The 18,050-nt window shown below is 62.0% G+C and carries 21 protein-coding genes; 1 reads left to right on the top strand and 20 read right to left on the bottom strand.

What is annotated here, in order from left to right; genetic code table 11:
* Positions 1–3: 3 nt before the first annotated feature.
* From SB756_RS10335 to trmJ, 14 genes are all read right to left on the bottom strand, one after another.
* Positions 4–1,029: a RodZ domain-containing protein gene (locus tag SB756_RS10335; protein WP_410910784.1), complete on the bottom strand. Its 1,026-nt coding sequence runs from the start codon at positions 1,027–1,029 to the stop codon at positions 4–6.
* Positions 1,026–1,787, bottom strand: a complete 762-nt coding sequence (gene pilW, locus SB756_RS10330) for a type IV pilus biogenesis/stability protein PilW (RefSeq protein ID WP_341797618.1) — start codon at positions 1,785–1,787, stop codon at positions 1,026–1,028. The genes SB756_RS10335 and pilW overlap by 4 nt, the downstream gene beginning before the upstream one ends.
* A 14-nt stretch (positions 1,788–1,801) precedes the next feature.
* Positions 1,802–2,947 (bottom strand): 23S rRNA (adenine(2503)-C(2))-methyltransferase RlmN, encoded by a 1,146-nt coding sequence (rlmN, locus tag SB756_RS10325; RefSeq protein ID WP_016484976.1) that lies wholly within the window; start codon positions 2,945–2,947, stop codon positions 1,802–1,804.
* Positions 2,948–2,975: 28 nt separating this feature from the next.
* A complete protein-coding gene (gene ndk / locus SB756_RS10320; protein ID WP_033701183.1) occupies positions 2,976–3,401 on the bottom strand; it encodes a nucleoside-diphosphate kinase in 426 nt (141 codons plus the stop codon).
* A gap of 88 nt (positions 3,402–3,489) precedes the next feature.
* Entirely contained in the window at positions 3,490–3,690 is a 201-nt protein-coding gene (gene iscX, locus SB756_RS10315) for a Fe-S cluster assembly protein IscX (protein ID WP_003248529.1), read from the bottom strand.
* Positions 3,691–3,700: 10 nt separating this feature from the next.
* Positions 3,701–4,042 carry an ISC system 2Fe-2S type ferredoxin gene (fdx, locus tag SB756_RS10310; RefSeq protein WP_016501396.1) on the bottom strand — a complete coding sequence of 114 codons (342 nt, stop codon included), beginning with the start codon at positions 4,040–4,042 and terminating at the stop codon, positions 3,701–3,703.
* 3 nt (positions 4,043–4,045) lie between these two features.
* Positions 4,046–5,908, bottom strand: coding sequence for a Fe-S protein assembly chaperone HscA (gene hscA, locus SB756_RS10305; RefSeq protein ID WP_410910783.1), 1,863 nt, complete (start codon positions 5,906–5,908; stop codon positions 4,046–4,048).
* A 42-nt stretch (positions 5,909–5,950) separates the two neighbouring features.
* A complete protein-coding gene (hscB, locus tag SB756_RS10300) occupies positions 5,951–6,472 on the bottom strand; it encodes a co-chaperone HscB (protein WP_016501398.1) in 522 nt (173 codons plus the stop codon).
* Positions 6,473–6,480: 8 nt separating this feature from the next.
* Positions 6,481–6,804: an iron-sulfur cluster assembly protein IscA gene (gene iscA / locus SB756_RS10295; protein ID WP_016501399.1), complete on the bottom strand. Its 324-nt coding sequence runs from the start codon at positions 6,802–6,804 to the stop codon at positions 6,481–6,483.
* 32 nt (positions 6,805–6,836) lie between these two features.
* Positions 6,837–7,223, bottom strand: coding sequence for a Fe-S cluster assembly scaffold IscU (iscU, locus tag SB756_RS10290; protein ID WP_003248539.1), 387 nt, complete (start codon positions 7,221–7,223; stop codon positions 6,837–6,839).
* 46 nt (positions 7,224–7,269) lie between these two features.
* Positions 7,270–8,484, bottom strand: coding sequence for an IscS subfamily cysteine desulfurase (locus SB756_RS10285; protein ID WP_016501400.1), 1,215 nt, complete (start codon positions 8,482–8,484; stop codon positions 7,270–7,272).
* A gap of 46 nt (positions 8,485–8,530) precedes the next feature.
* Complete coding sequence (iscR, locus tag SB756_RS10280; protein WP_008092572.1) at positions 8,531–9,022, bottom strand: Fe-S cluster assembly transcriptional regulator IscR; 492 nt, start codon at positions 9,020–9,022, stop codon at positions 8,531–8,533.
* A gap of 179 nt (positions 9,023–9,201) precedes the next feature.
* Positions 9,202–9,987 carry a serine O-acetyltransferase gene (cysE, locus tag SB756_RS10275; RefSeq protein WP_016501401.1) on the bottom strand — a complete coding sequence of 262 codons (786 nt, stop codon included), beginning with the start codon at positions 9,985–9,987 and terminating at the stop codon, positions 9,202–9,204.
* Between the two features lie 3 nt (positions 9,988–9,990).
* Positions 9,991–10,746 carry a tRNA (cytosine(32)/uridine(32)-2'-O)-methyltransferase TrmJ gene (gene trmJ / locus SB756_RS10270; RefSeq protein WP_043196986.1) on the bottom strand — a complete coding sequence of 252 codons (756 nt, stop codon included), beginning with the start codon at positions 10,744–10,746 and terminating at the stop codon, positions 9,991–9,993.
* Positions 10,747–10,897: 151 nt separating this feature from the next.
* On the opposite strand from trmJ, the gene suhB reads away from it, so the two are divergent.
* Positions 10,898–11,716, top strand: a complete 819-nt coding sequence (gene suhB / locus SB756_RS10265) for an inositol-phosphate phosphatase (RefSeq protein ID WP_012270588.1) — start codon at positions 10,898–10,900, stop codon at positions 11,714–11,716.
* A gap of 169 nt (positions 11,717–11,885) precedes the next feature.
* On the opposite strand, the gene SB756_RS10260 is transcribed toward suhB, so the two are convergent.
* The 6 genes from SB756_RS10260 to queA all read right to left on the bottom strand — a co-directional run bounded on the left by SB756_RS10260 (position 11,886) and on the right by queA (position 17,952).
* Complete coding sequence (locus tag SB756_RS10260) at positions 11,886–12,428, bottom strand: glycine zipper 2TM domain-containing protein (protein ID WP_026034597.1); 543 nt, start codon at positions 12,426–12,428, stop codon at positions 11,886–11,888.
* Between the two features lie 121 nt (positions 12,429–12,549).
* Positions 12,550–13,458, bottom strand: a complete 909-nt coding sequence (gene secF / locus SB756_RS10255; RefSeq protein WP_016484966.1) for a protein translocase subunit SecF — start codon at positions 13,456–13,458, stop codon at positions 12,550–12,552.
* A 10-nt stretch (positions 13,459–13,468) separates the two neighbouring features.
* Positions 13,469–15,331 (bottom strand): protein translocase subunit SecD, encoded by a 1,863-nt coding sequence (gene secD / locus SB756_RS10250; protein WP_410910782.1) that lies wholly within the window; start codon positions 15,329–15,331, stop codon positions 13,469–13,471.
* A gap of 63 nt (positions 15,332–15,394) precedes the next feature.
* Positions 15,395–15,730 carry a preprotein translocase subunit YajC gene (yajC, locus tag SB756_RS10245; protein WP_016484964.1) on the bottom strand — a complete coding sequence of 112 codons (336 nt, stop codon included), beginning with the start codon at positions 15,728–15,730 and terminating at the stop codon, positions 15,395–15,397.
* Positions 15,731–15,772: 42 nt separating this feature from the next.
* Complete coding sequence (tgt, locus tag SB756_RS10240; protein WP_410910853.1) at positions 15,773–16,888, bottom strand: tRNA guanosine(34) transglycosylase Tgt; 1,116 nt, start codon at positions 16,886–16,888, stop codon at positions 15,773–15,775.
* Positions 16,889–16,902: 14 nt separating this feature from the next.
* Entirely contained in the window at positions 16,903–17,952 is a 1,050-nt protein-coding gene (queA, locus tag SB756_RS10235; protein ID WP_049274126.1) for a tRNA preQ1(34) S-adenosylmethionine ribosyltransferase-isomerase QueA, read from the bottom strand.
* Between the last annotated feature and the right edge of the window lie 98 nt (positions 17,953–18,050).

Below are 18,050 nucleotides of genomic sequence, written 5' to 3'. Positions count from 1 at the left end.
GACTTACTGTCCCAACTTCAGGCGAGCAGTCTCGCCACTGGTGAACGGGGCAACATCGACGGCCTGGCCGTTGTAGCTGACCTGGGCGCCACGGGCAAAGCCCAGGCGCACCGCGAACGGCGGCTTGCCGGTCAGCTCGAGGTTGTCCCCCTTGCGCTTGACGGCGCTGAACAGCACCTTGCCGTTGCCATCGGAGACCTGGGTCCAGCAATCGGCGGTGAACTGGATGGCGACCTTGGCGCTGCCTGCCGGTACTGCGGCGGGCTCGGCAGCGGCCACGGCGGCTGCAGGTGCTGCTGGCGCAACGGCGGCCGGTGCAGGGGTGGCCGGTGCGACCGGAGCAGGCGCTACGCTGGCTGCGGGTTGCGCAGGCACCTGCTGGGCGGGTGCGGGTGCAGCAGCCGTTGGCGCCGGGATTGCCGGGGCCTGTTCGGCGGTAGCGGCAGGCTGTTCGGCAGTGCCCTGCTCCAGTGCCAGCGGCGCGCTCTCAGGCTGCTGGCCAGCGGTAACAGCCTGATCTTCAGGCTCGTCAAGCGGGTGAATCTGAGTGGTGCCGTCGGCGCTTTCGACTTCGACGTGCTCCAGGGCCATCTTGGCCAGGTCCTTGCCACGCAGGCTGCCCTGGTCCTGCCACCAGACGAAGCCACCGCCGACCACGGCCACCAGCAACAACAGGCTGACGCCGCGCAGGATGTTGTGCGACAGGCGTACCGGCTCTTCGATGCGCCCCAGCGAGTGCACATCGCTGCCTTTGGCGTGGGTACCGGTGTAGCGGTCGAAGGCTTCTACCAGGGTGGCCTGGTCAAGGTCCATCAACTTGGCATAGGCGCGGATATAGCCACGGGCGAAGGTATGCCCGGGCAGCTTGTCGAAGGCGCCGGTTTCCACATGGTTCAACGAACTGACAGTGAGGTTGAGCTTGCGGGCCACCTCGGCTTGAGACCAGTCCCGTTTCTCACGGGCCAGGCGCAAAAGCTCACCGGGGTTCTGGCCAGGCGCTACTGCTACTTCGGGATGCGCGGCGTTCATCGTTGCTCCGACAGGTATTGCTGATATTCCGGCGTACCGGGATAAAGTCGTTGTAATTGCTGGCCCAGCTCGGCCAATGTGCCCTGCTCGTCGAACACCCTGGCAAGGCGGCTACCCAGCAGCAGGCTACGGGCATCGTGGTCGCTCAGCTGGCTGAAACGATCGTAGTAGTCCCGGGCCGGCACATAATGCCTGTTTTCGTAGGACAACTCAGCCATTTCCAGCAACGCTTTCGGTTGCCGCTGGTTGAGTTGCAACGCTTTGAGCAGATACGCGTGCGCCGCCTCGCGGCTATCGAGCTTGAGGGCGGTCAGGCCCAGGTTCTCGTACACGCGTGAGCGCTCAGGATACAGGGTATCGCTACTGGCCAGGCGAAACATCTGCTCGGCCTCGGCAAATCGCCCCTGAGCATAAAGGAAACTGCCGTAATTATTGCGAATTCGCGTGTCGCCCGTGCGGGCCTGCAAGGCTTTGCGAAAATGCGCCTCCGCCAGTGGCGGCTCACCTTCGGCCTGGAACACCAGCGCCAGGGCGGCATGTGCGTCGGCATCACGGCTGTCCAGGGCCAGGGCCTTGCCCAGCGGCGCCTTGGCCTGCTCGGTCAAACCCTGTTGCAAATAACCCAGGCCAAGCTGCACATAAGCACGCCCCGCATCCGCCCTGCCCTGGCGGCTGGCCAGGGGGTCGCCCGCGCCGCCCGACACGCAGCCGGCCAGCAGCAAAAGCGCAAGGATCGACAGCGCAGCGCGCAGGCTCATGGGCTAAGTCCCGGTCAGTGGCTGGCGGCGCTGTCTTGCAGCTCGACGTCCGCGGAAAGCTGGCGTACGGCGATGTAGCGCTCGCTGCGACGGGTGCGGTCGTTGACCTGGCCGACCAGCTGGCCACAGGCGGCATCGATGTCCTCACCACGGGTGGTACGGGTGGTGACGTTGAAACCACCGTGGTGCAGCAGGTCCTGGAAGCGACGAATGGCGTTGTTGCTCGGCCGCTCGTAGCCCGAATGCGGGAATGGGTTGAACGGGATCAGGTTGATCTTGCACGGCACATCGCGCAACAACTCGATCATCTGCGCGGCATGCTCGGGCTGGTCGTTGACGTCCTTGAGCAAGGTGTACTCGACGGTGAGCACGCGCTTGCCACCCAAGGTGGACATGTAGCCCATGCACGACTCCAGCAGCACTTTCAGCGGGTACTTCTTGTTGATAGGTACCAGTTTGTTGCGCAGCTCGTCGTTCGGTGCGTGCAGCGACAGGGCCAGCGACACGTCGATGTGCTTGGCCAGTTCGTCGATCATCGGCACCACGCCCGAGGTGGACAAAGTGACGCGACGCTTGGAAATGCCATAGCCCAGGTCATCCATCATGATTTTCATGGCAGCGATGACGTTGTCGAAGTTCAGCAAGGGCTCGCCCATGCCCATCATGACCACGTTGGTAATCGCGCGGTCGACTTTGGCAGGAACGGTCCCGAAGGATTTGTTGGCAAGCCACACCTGGCCGATGACTTCAGCGGCGGTGAGGTTGCTGTTGAAGCCTTGCTTGCCGGTGGAGCAGAAGCTGCAATCCAGGGCACAGCCGGCTTGCGACGATACGCACAGGGTGCCGCGGTCGTCGGTAGGAATGTAGACGGTCTCGACGCAGCTGCCGGAGGCAACGCGGATCACCCACTTACGGGTGCCGTCGGCGGAAATGTCTTCACTGACCACTTCCGGTGGGCGAATCTCGGCAACGGCCTCAAGCTTTTCGCGCAAGGCCTTGCCTACGTTGGTCATGGCCGCAAAGTCGGACACGCCAAAATGGTGAATCCATTTCATCACCTGGCCGGCACGGAAGCGCTTCTCCCCGATTGAGTCGAAGAATTGTTCCATTTCCGGCTGGGTCAGACCCAACAGGTTGATTTTGCCAGTAGATGTCGTCATGGATTCACCCTCACCCGTAAGCTTTCGCTTAGCGAGTGGTTACCTCGGTAGCAGCGAAGAAGTAAGCGATTTCGCGAGCAGCAGCAGCTTCGGAGTCCGAACCGTGAACGGCGTTGGCGTCGATCGACTCGGCGAAGTCAGCACGGATGGTACCGGCAGCAGCTTCTTTAGGGTTGGTAGCGCCCATCAGCTCGCGGTTCAGAGCGATGGCGTTTTCGCCTTCCAGAACCTGAACAACAACCGGGCCGGAAGTCATGAAGGCAACCAGGTCACCGAAGAAGCCGCGCTCGCTGTGCTCAGCGTAGAAGCCTTCGGCTTCGGCTTTGGACAGTTGCTTGATTTTCGAGGCAACGATTTTCAGGCCGGCGTCTTCAAAGCGAGTGGTGATCTTGCCGATGACGTTTTTGGCAACTGCGTCAGGCTTGATGATCGAGAAAGTACGTTGAACAGCCATGGAAAACTCCAGAATATGAGTGTTACGAAAAATTAAACCCGCGAATTATACGCGGGTTTCAGGGGATTGCCTAACCTGCACATGACGCTTAGTCGGCTTCGTCGATCCAGGCGGCCTGGATTGCCTCAAGCACTTTCTCACCGCCGCGTGACGGATCGTCGCTGAACTCTGGCAATGCCAGCACCCAGCGATGCAGGTCCACGAAATTCACATAACGAGGATCGACCTCAGGCTTGCTTTCTGCAAGCTGGATGGCGATCTCAAGTACATCAACCCATTTCAGACTCATGTACAAGACCTCAGTGCGGCGCTTCGGCAGCGTGGTTGAGCGAATACTTGGGGATCTCGATGGTCAGGTCGGTATCCCCCACGACCACCTGGCAACCAAGGCGCGACTGCGCTTCCAGGCCCCATGCCTTGTCCAGCATGTCCTCTTCCAGCTCGTCGGCTTCTTCGAGCGAATCGAAGCCCTTGCGCACGATGCAGTGGCAAGTGGTGCAGGCCTTGACGCCGCCGCAGGCGCTTTCCATCTCGATGTGATGGTCGTGGGCCAGCTCCAGGATGTTGGTCCCGGGCTCGACCTCCACGGTCAGCCCTTCTGGGCAGAACTTCTCATGCGGCAGGAATGTCACCAGCGGCATCGGTTACTCCTCGATCTCATTCAGGTTGCGCCCGGCCAGTGCGGCTTTGACCGTCGAATCAAGGCGACGGGCGGCAAATGCGTCGGTCACCTGCGACAGACGCTTGGTCTGTTGCTCGATGGCTGCGCCATCGGTGCCGGCCAGCAAATCACGTAGTTCTTGCATCTGGAATGCAATGGCGTCGCGCTCGTCGCTGCTAAGCAGGCGCTCACCGTCGGCGTCCAGGGCGCCCTGTACCGCTTCGAGCAAGCGCTCGCCGTCCACCTGGTGCTCACGCAACTGGCGGGCCTGCTTGTCGGAACCTGCGTGTTCGAAGGAATCCTTGAGCATGCGGGCGATTTCGCCGTCGGTCAGGCCGTAGGACGGCTTGACCTGGATGCTGGCTTCCACACCCGAACCCAGTTCCCGGGCGGCAACGCTGAGCAGACCGTCGGCATCCACCTGGAAGGTGACGCGAATTTTTGCAGCCCCGGCAACCATCGCTGGAATGCCGCGCAGCTCGAAGCGCGCCAACGAGCGGCAGTCGCTGATCAGCTCGCGCTCGCCCTGCAGCACGTGGATCATCATGGCCGACTGGCCATCTTTATAAGTAGTGAATTCCTGGGCACGCGCCACAGGAATGGTGGTGTTGCGCGGGATCACTTTCTCCATCAGCCCACCCATGGTCTCAAGACCCAGGGACAGCGGGATGACGTCAAGCAGCAGCAGTTCACCGCCTTCGCGGCGGTTCCCTGCCAGGGTATCGGCCTGGATGGCGGCACCGATGGCGACCACCTGATCAGGGTCGATCGAAGTCAGCGGCGTGCGGCCAAACAGTGTACCGACAGCCTCACGCACACGCGGTACGCGGGTCGAACCACCGACCATGACCACCGCACCTACCTCCTCAAGCTCGACACCGCTGTCGCGCACGGCGCGGCGGCAGGCCTTGAGGCTGCGGGCGATCAGCGGCTCGATCATGGCATCGAAGACCGCCCGGCTGAGCTCGCCCTGCCAGGCACCGTGACTGACGCTGACCACGTCAGCGTCGGTCAGGGCTTCCTTGGCGGCGCAGGCAGCCTGCAACAGTTGGCGCTGGGTACCCGGGGAGAGGTCGGAGGACAGGCCGGCCTGCTCGATGATCCAGCCAGCAATGGCGTGGTCGAAGTCGTCACCACCCAAAGCGGTATCACCGCCAGTGGCCAGCACTTCGAACACACCAGCAGTCAGGCGCAGGATCGAAATATCGAAAGTACCGCCCCCCAGGTCATAGATGGCCACCAGGCCTTCGGCATTCTGGTCCAGGCCGTAGGCAACGGCAGCGGCAGTTGGCTCGTTGAGCAGGCGCAGCACATTCAGGCCGGCTAGCTTGGCCGCATCCTTGGTCGCTTGGCGCTGAGCGTCGTCGAAATAAGCCGGCACGGTGATCACCGCGCCTACCAGGTCACCGCCCAGGGTCGCTTCGGCACGCTCACGCAGCACCTTGAGGATGTCAGCGGACACTTCCACAGGGCTCTTCGGCCCTTGGACGGTGTCGATGAACGGCATGTGCGATTCACCGCCAATGAAGCGGTACGGCAGCTGCTCACCCAATTGCTTGACGTCGGCCAGGCCGCGCCCCATCAGGCGCTTGACCGACAACACGGTGTTCAGCGGGTCACTGGCGGCCGCCTCACGCGCAGCCTGGCCGACCTCAGTGTGGTCAGCCAGGTAGCGTACCGCAGAGGGCAGAATGACGTTGCCCTGCGCATCGGGCAGGGGTTCGCTGCGACCGCTGCGTACGGCAGCGACCAGAGAATTGGTGGTACCCAGGTCGATACCAACCGCCAGGCGGCGCTGGTGCGGCTGAGGGCTTTGACCGGGTTCGGCGATCTGCAGTAGGGCCATGCTTATCTGAATACCTTAGGCGTCATCACGGGCAACGCCGGGTTAATCGTCGAGGCGCTCTTCCAGTTGGCGCACTTCTTGGGCGAGCTTGTCGAGGAACTGCATGCGGCGCATCAGGCGCTCGGCCTTGTCGCGCTCGGCAGGCACATCCCAGCAGGCGGCGAAATCCTCGTTCAGCGTGTCCTGTGCACCTTTGAGGCGCTTCTTGAACACGGCAACACCATCGAGGTCGGCTTCATCCTGCAGCTCTTCAAGCTCTTCGCGCCACTGCATTTGCTGCAGCAGGAAGTCGGGGTCGTGGACCGTGACCTCCTGGGGCACTTCGTGGCCGCCGATGGCCAGCAGATAGCGGGCACGGCGCGGCGCACTGCGCAGCGTCTGGTAGGCGTCGTTGAGGGCCGCGGACTTCTCCAGCGCTACCCGCTGCTCACGCTCGGAAGCGTCGGCAAAGCGGTCAGGATGGACCTCGCGGGCCAGCTCGCGGTAGCGAGTGGCCAGTTTGTCGAGGTCCAGCCGAAAGCACGGCTGGAGATCAAACAGAGCGTAATGACAAGGAGTACCCACAGCCAGCCTCAGACGTTGAAGCTTTCGCCGCAGCCACACTCACCGCGCACGTTGGGGTTGTTGAACTTGAAGCCTTCGTTCAACCCTTCCTTGACGAAGTCCAGTTCGGTGCCGTCAAGGTACACCAGGCTTTTAGGGTCGATGATGACCTTCACGCCGTGGTTCTCGAACACCTGGTCTTCGCCCGCCACTTCGTCGACGAACTCCAGCACGTAGGCCAGGCCCGAGCAGCCGGTGGTGCGCACGGCCAGGCGAATGCCTTCGCCCTTGCCGCGCCCCTGGAGGGAACGCCGCACGTGGTTGGCGGCGGCTTCTGTCATGCTGATAGCCATCAGAACTCCTTACCTCTTACCTTGCAGGCGACTTAGATCAAGCCTTTTTTCTGCTTGTAATCGCGAACGGCTGCCTTGATGGCATCCTCGGCGAGTACCGAGCAGTGGATCTTCACTGGCGGCAACGCCAGTTCTTCCGCCAGCTGGGTGTTCTTGATGGTTTCGGCTTCGTCCAGGGTCTTGCCCTTCATCCACTCGGTGGCGAGGGAGCTGGAAGCGATGGCCGAACCGCAGCCGTAGGTCTTGAACTTGGCGTCTTCAATGACGCCCTGCTCGTTGACCTTGATCTGCAGGCGCATCACGTCACCGCACGCTGGAGCACCGACCATGCCGGTACCGACATCCGGGTCCTCGGCATTCATCTTGCCGACGTTGCGTGGGTTTTCGTAGTGGTCGATGACCTTTTCACTGTATGCCATGGTGCAATTCCTTCCTCATCAGGGAGCCGCTCTTGCCGGCGACTGCTTAGTGGGCGGCCCACTCGATCTTGGAGATGTCAACGCCGTCTTTGTACATGTCCCACAGCGGCGACAGCTCACGCAGTTTGTTAACGGCCTCGCAGACTTTCTGCGCGGCGTAGTCGACTTCTTCTTCGGTGGTGAAGCGGCCGAAGGAGAAGCGGATCGAGCTGTGCGCCAGCTCGTCGTTGCGGCCCAGAGCGCGCAGTACGTACGACGGCTCGAGCGAAGCGGAGGTGCAGGCCGAACCGGACGATACGGCGATGTCTTTCAGCGACATCAGCAGCGACTCGCCTTCGACGTAGTTGAAGCTCAGGTTCAGGTTGTGCGGCACGCGAGCGGTGCTGCTGCCGTTGACGTACAGCTCTTCGAGGTCCGAGACCTGCTTGAAGAAGCGGTCGCTCAGGGCCTTGATGCGCACGTTTTCGGCGGCCATTTCCTGCTTGGCAATGGCGAACGCTTCGCCCATGCCGACAATCTGGTGGGTCGGCAGGGTGCCCGAACGCATGCCGCGCTCATGGCCACCGCCGTGAATGATGGCTTCAAGGCGTACACGCGGCTTGCGGCTGACGTACAGCGCGCCGATGCCTTTCGGGCCGTAGACCTTGTGCGCCGAGAACGACATCAGGTCGACTTTCAGCTTTTGCAGGTCGATTTCGACCTTGCCGGCCGACTGGGCGGCGTCGACATGGAACAGCACGCCGCGCGAACGGGTCAGTTCACCAATGGCGGCGATGTCGTTGATCGAGCCGACTTCGTTGTTCACGTGCATCAGCGAGACCAGAATGGTGTCATCGCGCAATGCTGCCTCGACCTGGGCCGGGGTGACGATGCCGTCTGCGCCTGGCTCGAGGTAGGTCACTTCGAAACCTTCACGCTCGAGCTGGCGAGCGGTATCCAGGACCGCCTTGTGCTCGATCTTGGAGGTGATGATGTGCTTGCCCTTGGTCTGATAGAAGTGCGCGACGCCTTTAAGTGCGAGGTTGTCGGACTCGGTGGCACCGCTGGTCCAGACGATTTCGCGCGGATCGGCGTTGATCAGTTCGGCAACCTGGCGACGACCGTTCTCGACCGCTTCCTCGGCCTTCCAGCCGAAAACGTGGGAGCGCGAGGCCGGGTTACCGAAGTTCCCGTCGACCAGCAGGCAGTCGGCCATTTTCTGGGCCACACGTGGGTCGACCGGGGTGGTCGCGGAGTAATCGAGGTAGATCGGCAACTTCATTTGTCTCTCCTATCAGGCGGTGGCGTCGCTCGTCGTCCCTGGGGGATCAATCGACGGCGGACGTCTCAATCTTGTCCAGCTGGGCGGTTCGGCCTGCGACACGACGCAGGTCCTGGCGCTGGGCAACTTCCTGCACCTCACGGCGCATGACGAGGTCGGCCAGGCTGATGCCGCTGAGGAATTCATGGATCTGCTGACTGAGGTCACACCACAGGTGGTGGGTCAGACAGGTATCACCGGCATGGCAGTCCCCGAGGCCCTGGCAACGGGTAGCATCGACCGATTCGTTGACCGCATCGATGACCTGGGCCACCTGGATGGTTTCCATGCCCCGCGACAGCTGGTAGCCACCACCTGGACCGCGCACGCTGGAGACCAGGCTGCTGCGGCGCAGCTTGGCGAACAGCTGTTCCAGATAAGAGAGGGAAATGCCCTGGCGCTCGGAAATGTCGGCCAAAGACACCGGCCCATGCTGCGCGTGCAACGCCAGGTCGAGCATGGCAGTCACGGCGTATCGGCCTTTGGTAGTCAGTCGCATGGCTATTGGGTACCACGGGAGTTTCGGGATGTGTGCGAGTATGCGATTCCCGAGCATTTAAGTCAACTATTAGACCTACTGCTTTAGTCGGGTTTGCGTCGGGGAGGCGGGCGCGATTGTAGCAGACGAGGGGCGTGAGCACACGCCCCGTATGTCACCAGGGTTTCAGCGCGGCGCAATCAATGCGACTGAGTGTCGCGCTGGGCCACCTGGGCAACCTCGGTGAAATCATCTTCCGGCAGAGCCGGCAGCTCCTTGGCGCAGTAGTCGCTACCCATCTTGGTCAGGGCGCCACACATGCCCTCCAACCGCTCGTCGACGGCCTGCAAGTGGTCGAGCATCTGGCCGATGGCTCGCGCCACCGGGTCAGGCATGTCGCCACTGACACCGTAGGCATCGAAGCCGATCTTCTCGGCCATGGCCTTGCGCTTGGCCTCGACTTCGGTGTCCTCGCTCTTGACGATGATCCGCCCCGGGATACCCACCGCCGTGGCGCCGGCCGGTACAGCCTTGGTCACCACCGCATTGGAGCCGATCTTGGCCCCGGCGCCGACGGTGAACGGGCCCAGCACCTTGGCCCCCGCCCCTACCACCACGCCGTTTTCCAGGGTGGGGTGGCGCTTGCCTTTGTTCCAGCTGGTGCCGCCCAGGGTCACACCCTGGTAAAGGGTGACGTCGTCGCCGATCTCGGCGGTTTCGCCAATGACGATGCCCATGCCGTGGTCAATGAAGAAGCGCCGGCCGATGGTGGCACCGGGATGGATCTCGATACCGGTCAGCCAGCGGCCGAAGTTCGACACCAGCCGGGCCAGCCACTTGAAATCACGTTTCCACAGGGCATTGCCCAGGCGGTGCAGCCAGATGGCATGCATGCCCGGGTAGCAGGTGAGCACCTCGAAGGCATTGCGCGCAGCTGGGTCACGGTGGAATACGCTTTGAATATCTTCACGCAGGCGTTCGAACATCTGTCAGTCCTTCCGTTTATGCGGCTCGCCACGGACCACTTTCTGGGTCTCGGTGAGGATGCCGCGCAAAATGCTCATTTCCGTACGCTCGACCGCCACCCGCCCATACAGCCGGCGCAGGCGCGGCATCAGGTGCTTGGGTTTTTCGGGGTCGAGGAAGCCGATGCCCACCAGGGTTTTCTCCAGGTGGTCGTAGAACAGCTCCATTTCGTCCATTGTCGCCAGCTCGCTGGCGTCAACCTTCTCGACTTTGCCCGGCGCCTCACCGGCAGCCAGCGATGCCATGCGCACCTCGTAAGAGAGCACCTGCACAGCGGCCGCAAGGTTCAGCGAGCTGAAGTCGGGGTTGGAGGGAATGTGCACGTGGAAGTGACATCGCTGCAGTTCTTCGTTGGTCAGGCCGGCGTGTTCGCGTCCGAACACCAGGGCGATCTCTTCACCCCCCTTGGCGTGCTCCACCGCCTTGGCGCCGCACTCGCGCGGGCCAATCAACGGCCAGGGGATGCTGCGCTCGCGGGCGCTGGTACCCATCACCAGGTTACAGCCGACCAGCGCCTGTTCAAGGCTGTCGACCACCTGGGCGTTATCCAGCACATCGTCGGCGCCCGAGGCGCGGGCACTGGCTTCCAGGGCGGGGAATTCTTTCGGCTGCACCAGCACCAGGCGCGACAAGCCCATGTTTTTCATGGCACGCGCAGCGCCGCCGATGTTGCCGGGGTGGCTGGTATTGACCAGAACAACACGAATATTTTGCAGCAAGGTGTTGTGCTCACAGATGCAGGAATCAGGGCCTTCGATCTTACAGAACCGACAGACGTAACGCCATGAAAGCAAATGTGACACTTCTGCCGACAAACTTTTCTGCTAGAATAATCGGCTTTCTTCTTTAACATCTCCAGGTGACCCGCCCATGCAGCCTATGCTGAATATCGCCCTGCGCGCCGCTCGCAGCGCCAGTGAACTGATTTTCCGCTCCATCGAACGCCTGGATAGCATCAAGGTGGACGAGAAAGAGGCTAAGGACTACGTTTCCGAGGTTGATCGTGCCGCCGAGCAGAAGATCGTCGACGCGCTGCGCAAGGCCTACCCGAACCACTCCATCCAGGGTGAAGAGACGGGCATGCACGCGGGCACCGGCGAAGAAGGTAAAGACTACCTGTGGATCATCGACCCACTGGACGGTACCACCAACTTCCTGCGCGGTATCCCCCACTTCGCCGTCAGCATCGCCTGCAAATACCGTGGTCGCCTTGAGCACGCCGTGGTGCTCGACCCGGTACGCCAGGAAGAATTCACCGCCAGCCGTGGCCGTGGCGCCCAGCTCAATGGCCGTCGCCTGCGTGTCAGCTCGCGCACCAGCCTGGAAGGCGCCCTGCTGGGTACCGGCTTCCCGTTCCGTGATGGCCAGATGGCCGACATGGACAACTACCTGGGCATGTTCCGCGCCCTGACTGGCCAGACCGCCGGCATCCGCCGCGCCGGCTCCGCCAGCCTGGACCTCGCCTACGTAGCCGCCGGCCGCTTCGACGCCTTCTGGGAGTCGGGCCTGTCCGAATGGGACATGGCAGCTGGCGTGCTGCTGATCCAGGAAGCCGGTGGCCTGGTGAGCGACTTCAACGGTGGCCACGACTTCCTCGACAAAGGCCACATCGTTGCAGGCAACATCAAGTGCTTCAAGGCCGTGCTGACCGCAATCCAGCCGCACCTGCCAGAAAGCATGAAGCGCTAAGCGCGAATTGCCAGAAAGCAAAAAGCACCCCTCGGGGTGCTTTTTTTATACCTGACAGCTGTGTATTGCCTGGTCTGGCCTCTTCGCGGGTGAACCCGCTCCCCCAGCGATCGCATTACAGATGTGGGATCGGGTTCACCCGCGAAGAGGCCAAACTAGGCGACATTGATTACTGGGCAGCTTCGCTCAGGATCAGCTTGCCATTCTTGTCCAGCGGAATGGTGGACCCCGGCTCGCGGTCCATCTTCACCTTGCCTACCTGATCACCGATGGAATAGGTCACGTTGTAACCCACCACCTTCTCGCTGATGTCATTGACCGTATTGCAGCGGGTTTGCGTGGTGGTGTAGGTGTCACGCTGCTGCATGCCTTCCTGCACCTTGTTACCGGCATAACCACCACCGACCGCACCGGCTACGGTAGCGATCTTCTTGCCAGTACCACCACCAATCTGGTTACCCAACAAGCCACCTGCCAGCGCACCGACCACGGTACCGGCAATCTGGTGCTGGTCCTTGACCGGCGCCTGACGCGTCACGGCCACGTCCTTGCATACTTCACGCGGGGTTTTCACCTGCTGCTTGATCGGCTGCACGTCCGTCACCTGGGCGACTTCGGGGCCTTTGTTCACCAAGCTGTAGGTCGCCACAGCACCTCCGGCTGTTACACCGACAGCACCCAGTACCGCACCCACCAGCATTGATTTGTTCACGTGAACCTCCTGATCGTACCAGCGGGCATTAACCCGCGCTTCTCCCAGCCTTGGAGCAAAAAAAAAGGCGCGAGTTCAACACTCGCGCCTTTTGGTCGCCGCACGGCGTAGGGAAAAGGCCTTACGGGCGCTCGTCCACACCTTCAGCCTTGACTGGAGGGATCAGGTCTTCGCTGTTCAGGTTCAGCCAGATCAGTACCACGTTGGCGATGTAGATCGACGAGTAGGTACCGGCCATGACACCGATGAACAGGGCCAGCGAGAAGCCGAACAGGTTGTCGCCACCGAAGAACAGCAGTGCGGCAATGGCCAGCAAGGTCGAAACCGAGGTAGCGATGGTGCGCAGCAGGGTCTGGGTGGTCGAAACGTTGATGTTCTCGATCAGCGAAGCCTTGCGCATGACGCGGAAGTTTTCACGCACCCGGTCGAACACGACGATGGTGTCGTTCAGCGAGTAGCCGATGATCGCCAGCACCGCCGCCAGCACCGTCAGGTCGAAGGTAATCTGGAAGAACGACAGGATACCCAGGGTGACCACCACGTCGTGGATCAGCGAAACGATCGCACCCACGGCGAACTTCCACTGGAACCGGAAGGCCAGGTAGATAAGGATGCCGCCCAAGGCCATGAGCATGCCCATGCCGCCCTGGTCGCGCAGCTCTTCCCCCACCTGCGGGCCAACGAACTCGACACGCTTGAGCGTGGCCGGGTTGTCGCCGCCAGCCTTCTGCAGGGCAGCGGCTACCTTGTTACCCAGCTGCGGGTCATCGCCCGGCATACGCACCAGCAGGTCGGTGGTAGCGCCGAAGCTCTGCACCACGGCCTCGTGGAAGCCGGAGTCGACCAGCTCGGCACGCACCGCCTTGAGGTCAGCCGGGCGCTCGTATGTCAGCTCGATCAGCGTACCGCCGGTGAAGTCCAGGCCAAAGTTGAGGCCCTTCTGCCACCAGCTGAACAGCGCCAGCACGGTGAGGAGCACGGTAATGGCGAACGCAACATTGCGCACGCCCATGAAGTTGATGGTTTTCATCGCAGCTCCCTCAAACCCACAGCTTCTTGATGTCACGCCCGCCGCAGGTCAGGTTGACCATTGCGCGGGTCACCATGACGGCGGTGAACATCGAGGTGAAAATCCCGAGGGACATGGTAACCGCAAAGCCTTTGACCGGGCCGGTACCCATGGCGAACAGGATGCCGCCGACCAGCAGGCTGGTCAGGTTGGCGTCGATGATCGCGGTGTAGGCGCGGTTGAAGCCTTCGTGGATGGCGCGCTGTACCGACATGCCGGCTTTCAGCTCTTCGCGAATACGCGAGAAGATCAGCACGTTGGCGTCCACCGCCATACCCATGGTCAACACGATACCGGCAATACCCGGCAGGGTCAGGGTGGCACCGAGCAGCGACATCAGCGCCAGCAGCAGCACCATGTTGCCCGCCAGGGCGATGGTGGCGATCACGCCAAAGCCGCGGTAGATGGCGATGATGAACAGCGAGACGAACAGCATGCCCCACAGCGACGCATCGATACCCTTGGTGATGTTGTCGGCACCCAGGCTTGGGCCAATGGTACGTTCTTCAGCGAAGTACATCGGCGCGGCCAGACCACCGGCACGCAGCAGCAGGGCCAGCTCGGACGATTCGCCCTGGCCGTTCAGGCCGGTGATGCGGAACTGGCTGCCCAGTGGCGACTGGATGGTCGCCAGGCTGATGATCTTCTTCTCTTCCACGAAGCTTTGTACGGCAACGTCCTTCTCGACGCCGTCGACGGTCTGCTTCACGTAGCGGGTGACCGGCTTCTGCTCGATGAAGATCACTGCCATGCTGCGGCCGACGTTGCTACGGGTAGCACGGCTCATCAGCTCGCCACCGTGGCCATCCAGGCGGATGTTCACTTGTGGGCGACCGTGCTCGTCAAAGCTGGCCTGGGCGTCGGTAACCTGGTCACCGGTGATGATCAGGCCGCGCTCGACCGGCGCAGAACGGCCGCCTTCGCGGAACTCGAACACTTCGGTAGTGGCCTTGGACGCACCCGGCTCGGCACCAAAGCGGAACTCCAGGTTGGCGGTTTTACCGAGGATACGCTTGGCTTCGGCAGTGTCCTGCACGCCCGGCAGCTCGACCACGATACGGTTGGCGCCCTGGCGCTGTACCAGCGGCTCGGCCACGCCCAGCTCGTTGACACGGTTGCGGACGGTGGTGAGGTTCTGCTTGATCGAGTATTCGCGGATCTCGGCAACTTTTGCCTGAGTCAGCGCCAGACGCAGCACGGCGAGGTCGTTGCGCTCGGTGGTGGTCAGGTCGAAATCATTGAAATTCTTGCGGATCAGGGCACGTGCCTGTTCGCGGGTAGCATCGTCAGCGAAGCCCAGCATGATGCCGCCATCCTGCTGAGGCAGGCTGCGGTAGCGGACGCGCTCTTTGCGCAGCAAGGTCTTGACCTCGCCTTCGTAGACTTTCATGCGGGCCGTCATGGCCTTGTCCATGTCCACTTCCAGCAGGAAGTGCACACCACCGGACAGGTCCAGGCCCAGCTTCATCGGGCTTGCACCCAGGCTGCGCAGCCATTGCGGGGTAGTTTGTGCCAGGTTCAGGGCCACGACGTAATCATCGCCCAGTGCCTTGCGCACCACATCCTTGGCTGGCAGCTGGTCTTCCTGGTTGGTCAGGCGGATCAGCCCGCTGCCCTTCTCACCCAGGCTAACGCCCTTGACGGCGATCTTGGCATCGACCAGCGCCTTGCTGACGCGATCGAGGTCGGCCTGGTTCACCTGCAGCGCCGAACTGGCACCGCTGATCTGTACCGCCGGATCATCCGGGTAGAGGTTGGGAGCGGAATAAATGAAACCGACCACCAGTACCAGCACGATCAGTGCATATTTCCACAGAGGGTATTTGTTCAGCATCACGCCGCCCGTTCAAGACGCGGGGCGCTTTGCGCGCCCCGACTGGAAAATAAAACCGGTAACTCAGATAGCCTTGAGCGTACCTTTTGGCAGGGTTGCCGCGATGGCGCCCTTCTGGAACTTCAGCTCGACAGTGTCGGAAACTTCCAGCACCACGAAATCATCGGAAACCTTGACGATCTTGCCGGCGATACCGCCGTTGGTGACAACTTCGTCACCTTTCTGCAAGTTGCCGAGCAGGTTCTTCTGCTCTTTGGCACGTTTGGCCTGTGGACGCCAGATCATCAGGTAGAAGATGACCAGGAAACCGACCAGGAAAATCCACTCGAAACCGGTACCGGCTGGGCCAGCGGCAGGTGCTGCAGCGTCCGCGTATGCGGCGGGGATGAAGAAGCTCATTGGGCACTCCTAATGTAATTTTCTAATAATGGATGCAGACAGTCAGTCCAAAGGCGGTACAGGAAGCCCGCGCTTGGCGTAGAAGGCGTCGACGAAGGCGGCCAATTTACCCTGTTGAATAGCCTCGCGTAAACCGGCCATCAAGCGCTGGTAATGGCGCAAGTTGTGGATGGTATTCAGCATGCTGCTCAACATTTCGCCGCACTTGTCCAGGTGATGGAGATAGGCACGGGAGAAGTTGGTGCAGGTGTAGCAGTCACAGGTCGGATCCAGCGGCGATTCATCGTGGCGATGAAACGCATTGCGGATCTTGATCACCCCTGTATCGACGAACAGATGGCCGTTACGCGCGTTACGCGTAGGCATCACGCAGTCGAACATGTCGACGCCGCGGCGCACACCCTCAACGAGATCTTCCGGTTTGCCTACCCCCATAAGGTAACGAGGTTTGTCAGCAGGCATCATGCCCGGCAGGTAATCCAGCACCTTGATCATTTCGTGCTTGGGTTCGCCCACCGACAGGCCGCCGATGGCCAGGCCGTCGAAACCGATGTTTTCCAGGCCTGCCAGCGAGCGCATGCGCAGGTCCTGGTACATGCCGCCCTGGACGATGCCGAACAGCGCCGCCGTGTTGTCGGCGTGGGCGTTCTTCGAGCGCTGGGCCCAGCGCAGCGACAGCTCCATGGAAGTACGTGCCACGTCGTGCTCGGCCGGGTACGGGGTGCACTCGTCGAAGATCATCACCACGTCCGAGCCCAGGTCGCGTTGCACCTGCATCGACTCTTCAGGGCCCATGAACACCTTCGAGCCATCGACTGGCGAGGCGAAGGTCACGCCCTCTTCCTTGATCTTGCGCATGGCGCCCAGGCTGAACACCTGGAAGCCACCGGAGTCGGTGAGGATCGGGCCTTTCCACTGCATGAAATCGTGCAGGCCGTTGTGCTTCTTGATCACCTCGGTGCCCGGGCGCAGCCACAGGTGGAAGGTGTTGCCCAGGATCATCTCGGCGCCAATGGCCTCGATATCGCGTGGCAGCATGCCCTTGACCGTGCCATAGGTGCCCACCGGCATGAACGCCGGGGTTTCCACCGTGCCGCGTGGGAAGGTGATGCGACCACGACGGGCCTTGCCGTCGGTAGCCAGCAGTTCGAAGGACATTCGACAGGTGCGACTCATGCTTGATCCTCGGGGCCGCGTGGCGCCGGATTGCGGGTGATGAACATGGCATCACCGTAACTGAAGAAGCGGTACCCGTTCTCGACCGCCGCCGCGTAGGCAGCCATGGTCTCGGGGTAACCGGCGAACGCCGAGACCAGCATCAGCAGCGTGGACTCCGGCAGGTGGAAGTTGGTGACCAGGGCATCGACCACATGGAACGGCCGGCCCGGGTAGATGAAGATGTCGGTGTCGCCGCTGAAGGCCTTGAGCACGCCATCGCGCGCCGCGCTTTCCAGCGAACGCACGCTGGTGGTGCCGACCGCGACCACCCGGCCGCCACGTGCGCGGCAGGCCTCGATGGCATCGACCACATCCTGGCCCACTTCGAGCCATTCTTTATGCATGTGGTGGTCTTCGATCTTGTCGACCCGCACCGGCTGGAACGTGCCCGCGCCCACGTGCAGGGTAACGAAAGCCCGCTCCACACCTTTGGCAGCAATTTTTTCCAGCAGCGCTTCGTCAAAGTGCAGGCCCGCAGTGGGCGCGGCAACCGCACCGGCGCGCTGGGCGTACACGGTCTGGTAGCGCTCACGGTCGGCGCCCTCGTCGGGGCGGTCGATGTAGGGCGGCAGCGGCATATGGCCGACGCGGTCGAGCAATGGCAGCACCTCTTCGGTGAAACGCAGCTCGAACAGCGTGTCATGGCGCGCGACCATTTCGGCCTCGCCACCACCATCGATGAGGATCACCGCGCCCACTTTCGGCGCCTTGCTGGCACGCACATGGGCCAGCACCCGGTGGCTGTCGAGCACCCGCTCGACCAGCACTTCCAGCTTGCCCCCGGAGGCTTTCTGGCCAAACAACCGCGCCGGGATGACCCGGGTGTTGTTGAACACCATCAGGTCGCCGGGACGCAGGTACTCGAGCAGGTCGGGGAATTGCCGGTGCGCCAGCGCGCCGGTCGGCCCATCGAGCACCAGCAGACGGCTGCCATGGCGCTCGGCCAACGGGTGGCGGGCGATCAGGGAATCAGGGAGTTCGAAGGAAAAATCGGCGACGCGCATGATGATGTTCGGTTCGGCAGGGCCGGGAAGTTTAGCCCAATGTGTGAAAATTGACCATGAAAGCCGATTGACCGACTAGCGGCACCTCTCTATACTGC

This window comes from Pseudomonas sp. SIMBA_068, assembly GCF_046534705.1.
GTDB classification, from domain to species: domain Bacteria; phylum Pseudomonadota; class Gammaproteobacteria; order Pseudomonadales; family Pseudomonadaceae; genus Aquipseudomonas; species Aquipseudomonas putida.
This window is presented reverse-complemented; position numbering and strand designations above follow the sequence as displayed.

Coding starts and splice junctions, on each gene's coding strand:
- rlmN (WP_016484976.1), bottom strand. CDS start 2,947: ATGACGACATCTACTGGCAAAATCAACCTGTTGGGTCTGACCCAGCCG.
- iscR (WP_008092572.1), bottom strand. CDS start 9,022: ATGCGACTGACTACCAAAGGCCGATACGCCGTGACTGCCATGCTCGAC.
- iscA (WP_016501399.1), bottom strand. CDS start 6,804: ATGGCTATCAGCATGACAGAAGCCGCCGCCAACCACGTGCGGCGTTCC.
- secF (WP_016484966.1), bottom strand. CDS start 13,458: ATGAAAACCATCAACTTCATGGGCGTGCGCAATGTTGCGTTCGCCATT.
- iscU (WP_003248539.1), bottom strand. CDS start 7,223: ATGGCATACAGTGAAAAGGTCATCGACCACTACGAAAACCCACGCAAC.
- tgt (WP_410910853.1), bottom strand. CDS start 16,888: ATGTCCTTCGAACTGCTGGCTACCGACGGCAAGGCCCGTCGTGGTCGC.
- iscX (WP_003248529.1), bottom strand. CDS start 3,690: ATGAGTCTGAAATGGGTTGATGTACTTGAGATCGCCATCCAGCTTGCA.
- SB756_RS10335 (WP_410910784.1), bottom strand. CDS start 1,029: ATGAACGCCGCGCATCCCGAAGTAGCAGTAGCGCCTGGCCAGAACCCC.
- suhB (WP_012270588.1), top strand. CDS start 10,898: ATGCAGCCTATGCTGAATATCGCCCTGCGCGCCGCTCGCAGCGCCAGT.
- SB756_RS10285 (WP_016501400.1), bottom strand. CDS start 8,484: ATGAAGTTGCCGATCTACCTCGATTACTCCGCGACCACCCCGGTCGAC.
- queA (WP_049274126.1), bottom strand. CDS start 17,952: ATGCGCGTCGCCGATTTTTCCTTCGAACTCCCTGATTCCCTGATCGCC.
- secD (WP_410910782.1), bottom strand. CDS start 15,331: ATGCTGAACAAATACCCTCTGTGGAAATATGCACTGATCGTGCTGGTA.
- pilW (WP_341797618.1), bottom strand. CDS start 1,787: ATGAGCCTGCGCGCTGCGCTGTCGATCCTTGCGCTTTTGCTGCTGGCC.
- ndk (WP_033701183.1), bottom strand. CDS start 3,401: ATGGCTGTTCAACGTACTTTCTCGATCATCAAGCCTGACGCAGTTGCC.
- cysE (WP_016501401.1), bottom strand. CDS start 9,987: ATGTTCGAACGCCTGCGTGAAGATATTCAAAGCGTATTCCACCGTGAC.
- yajC (WP_016484964.1), bottom strand. CDS start 15,730: ATGAGCTTCTTCATCCCCGCCGCATACGCGGACGCTGCAGCACCTGCC.
- hscA (WP_410910783.1), bottom strand. CDS start 5,908: ATGGCCCTACTGCAGATCGCCGAACCCGGTCAAAGCCCTCAGCCGCAC.
- fdx (WP_016501396.1), bottom strand. CDS start 4,042: ATGCCGCTGGTGACATTCCTGCCGCATGAGAAGTTCTGCCCAGAAGGG.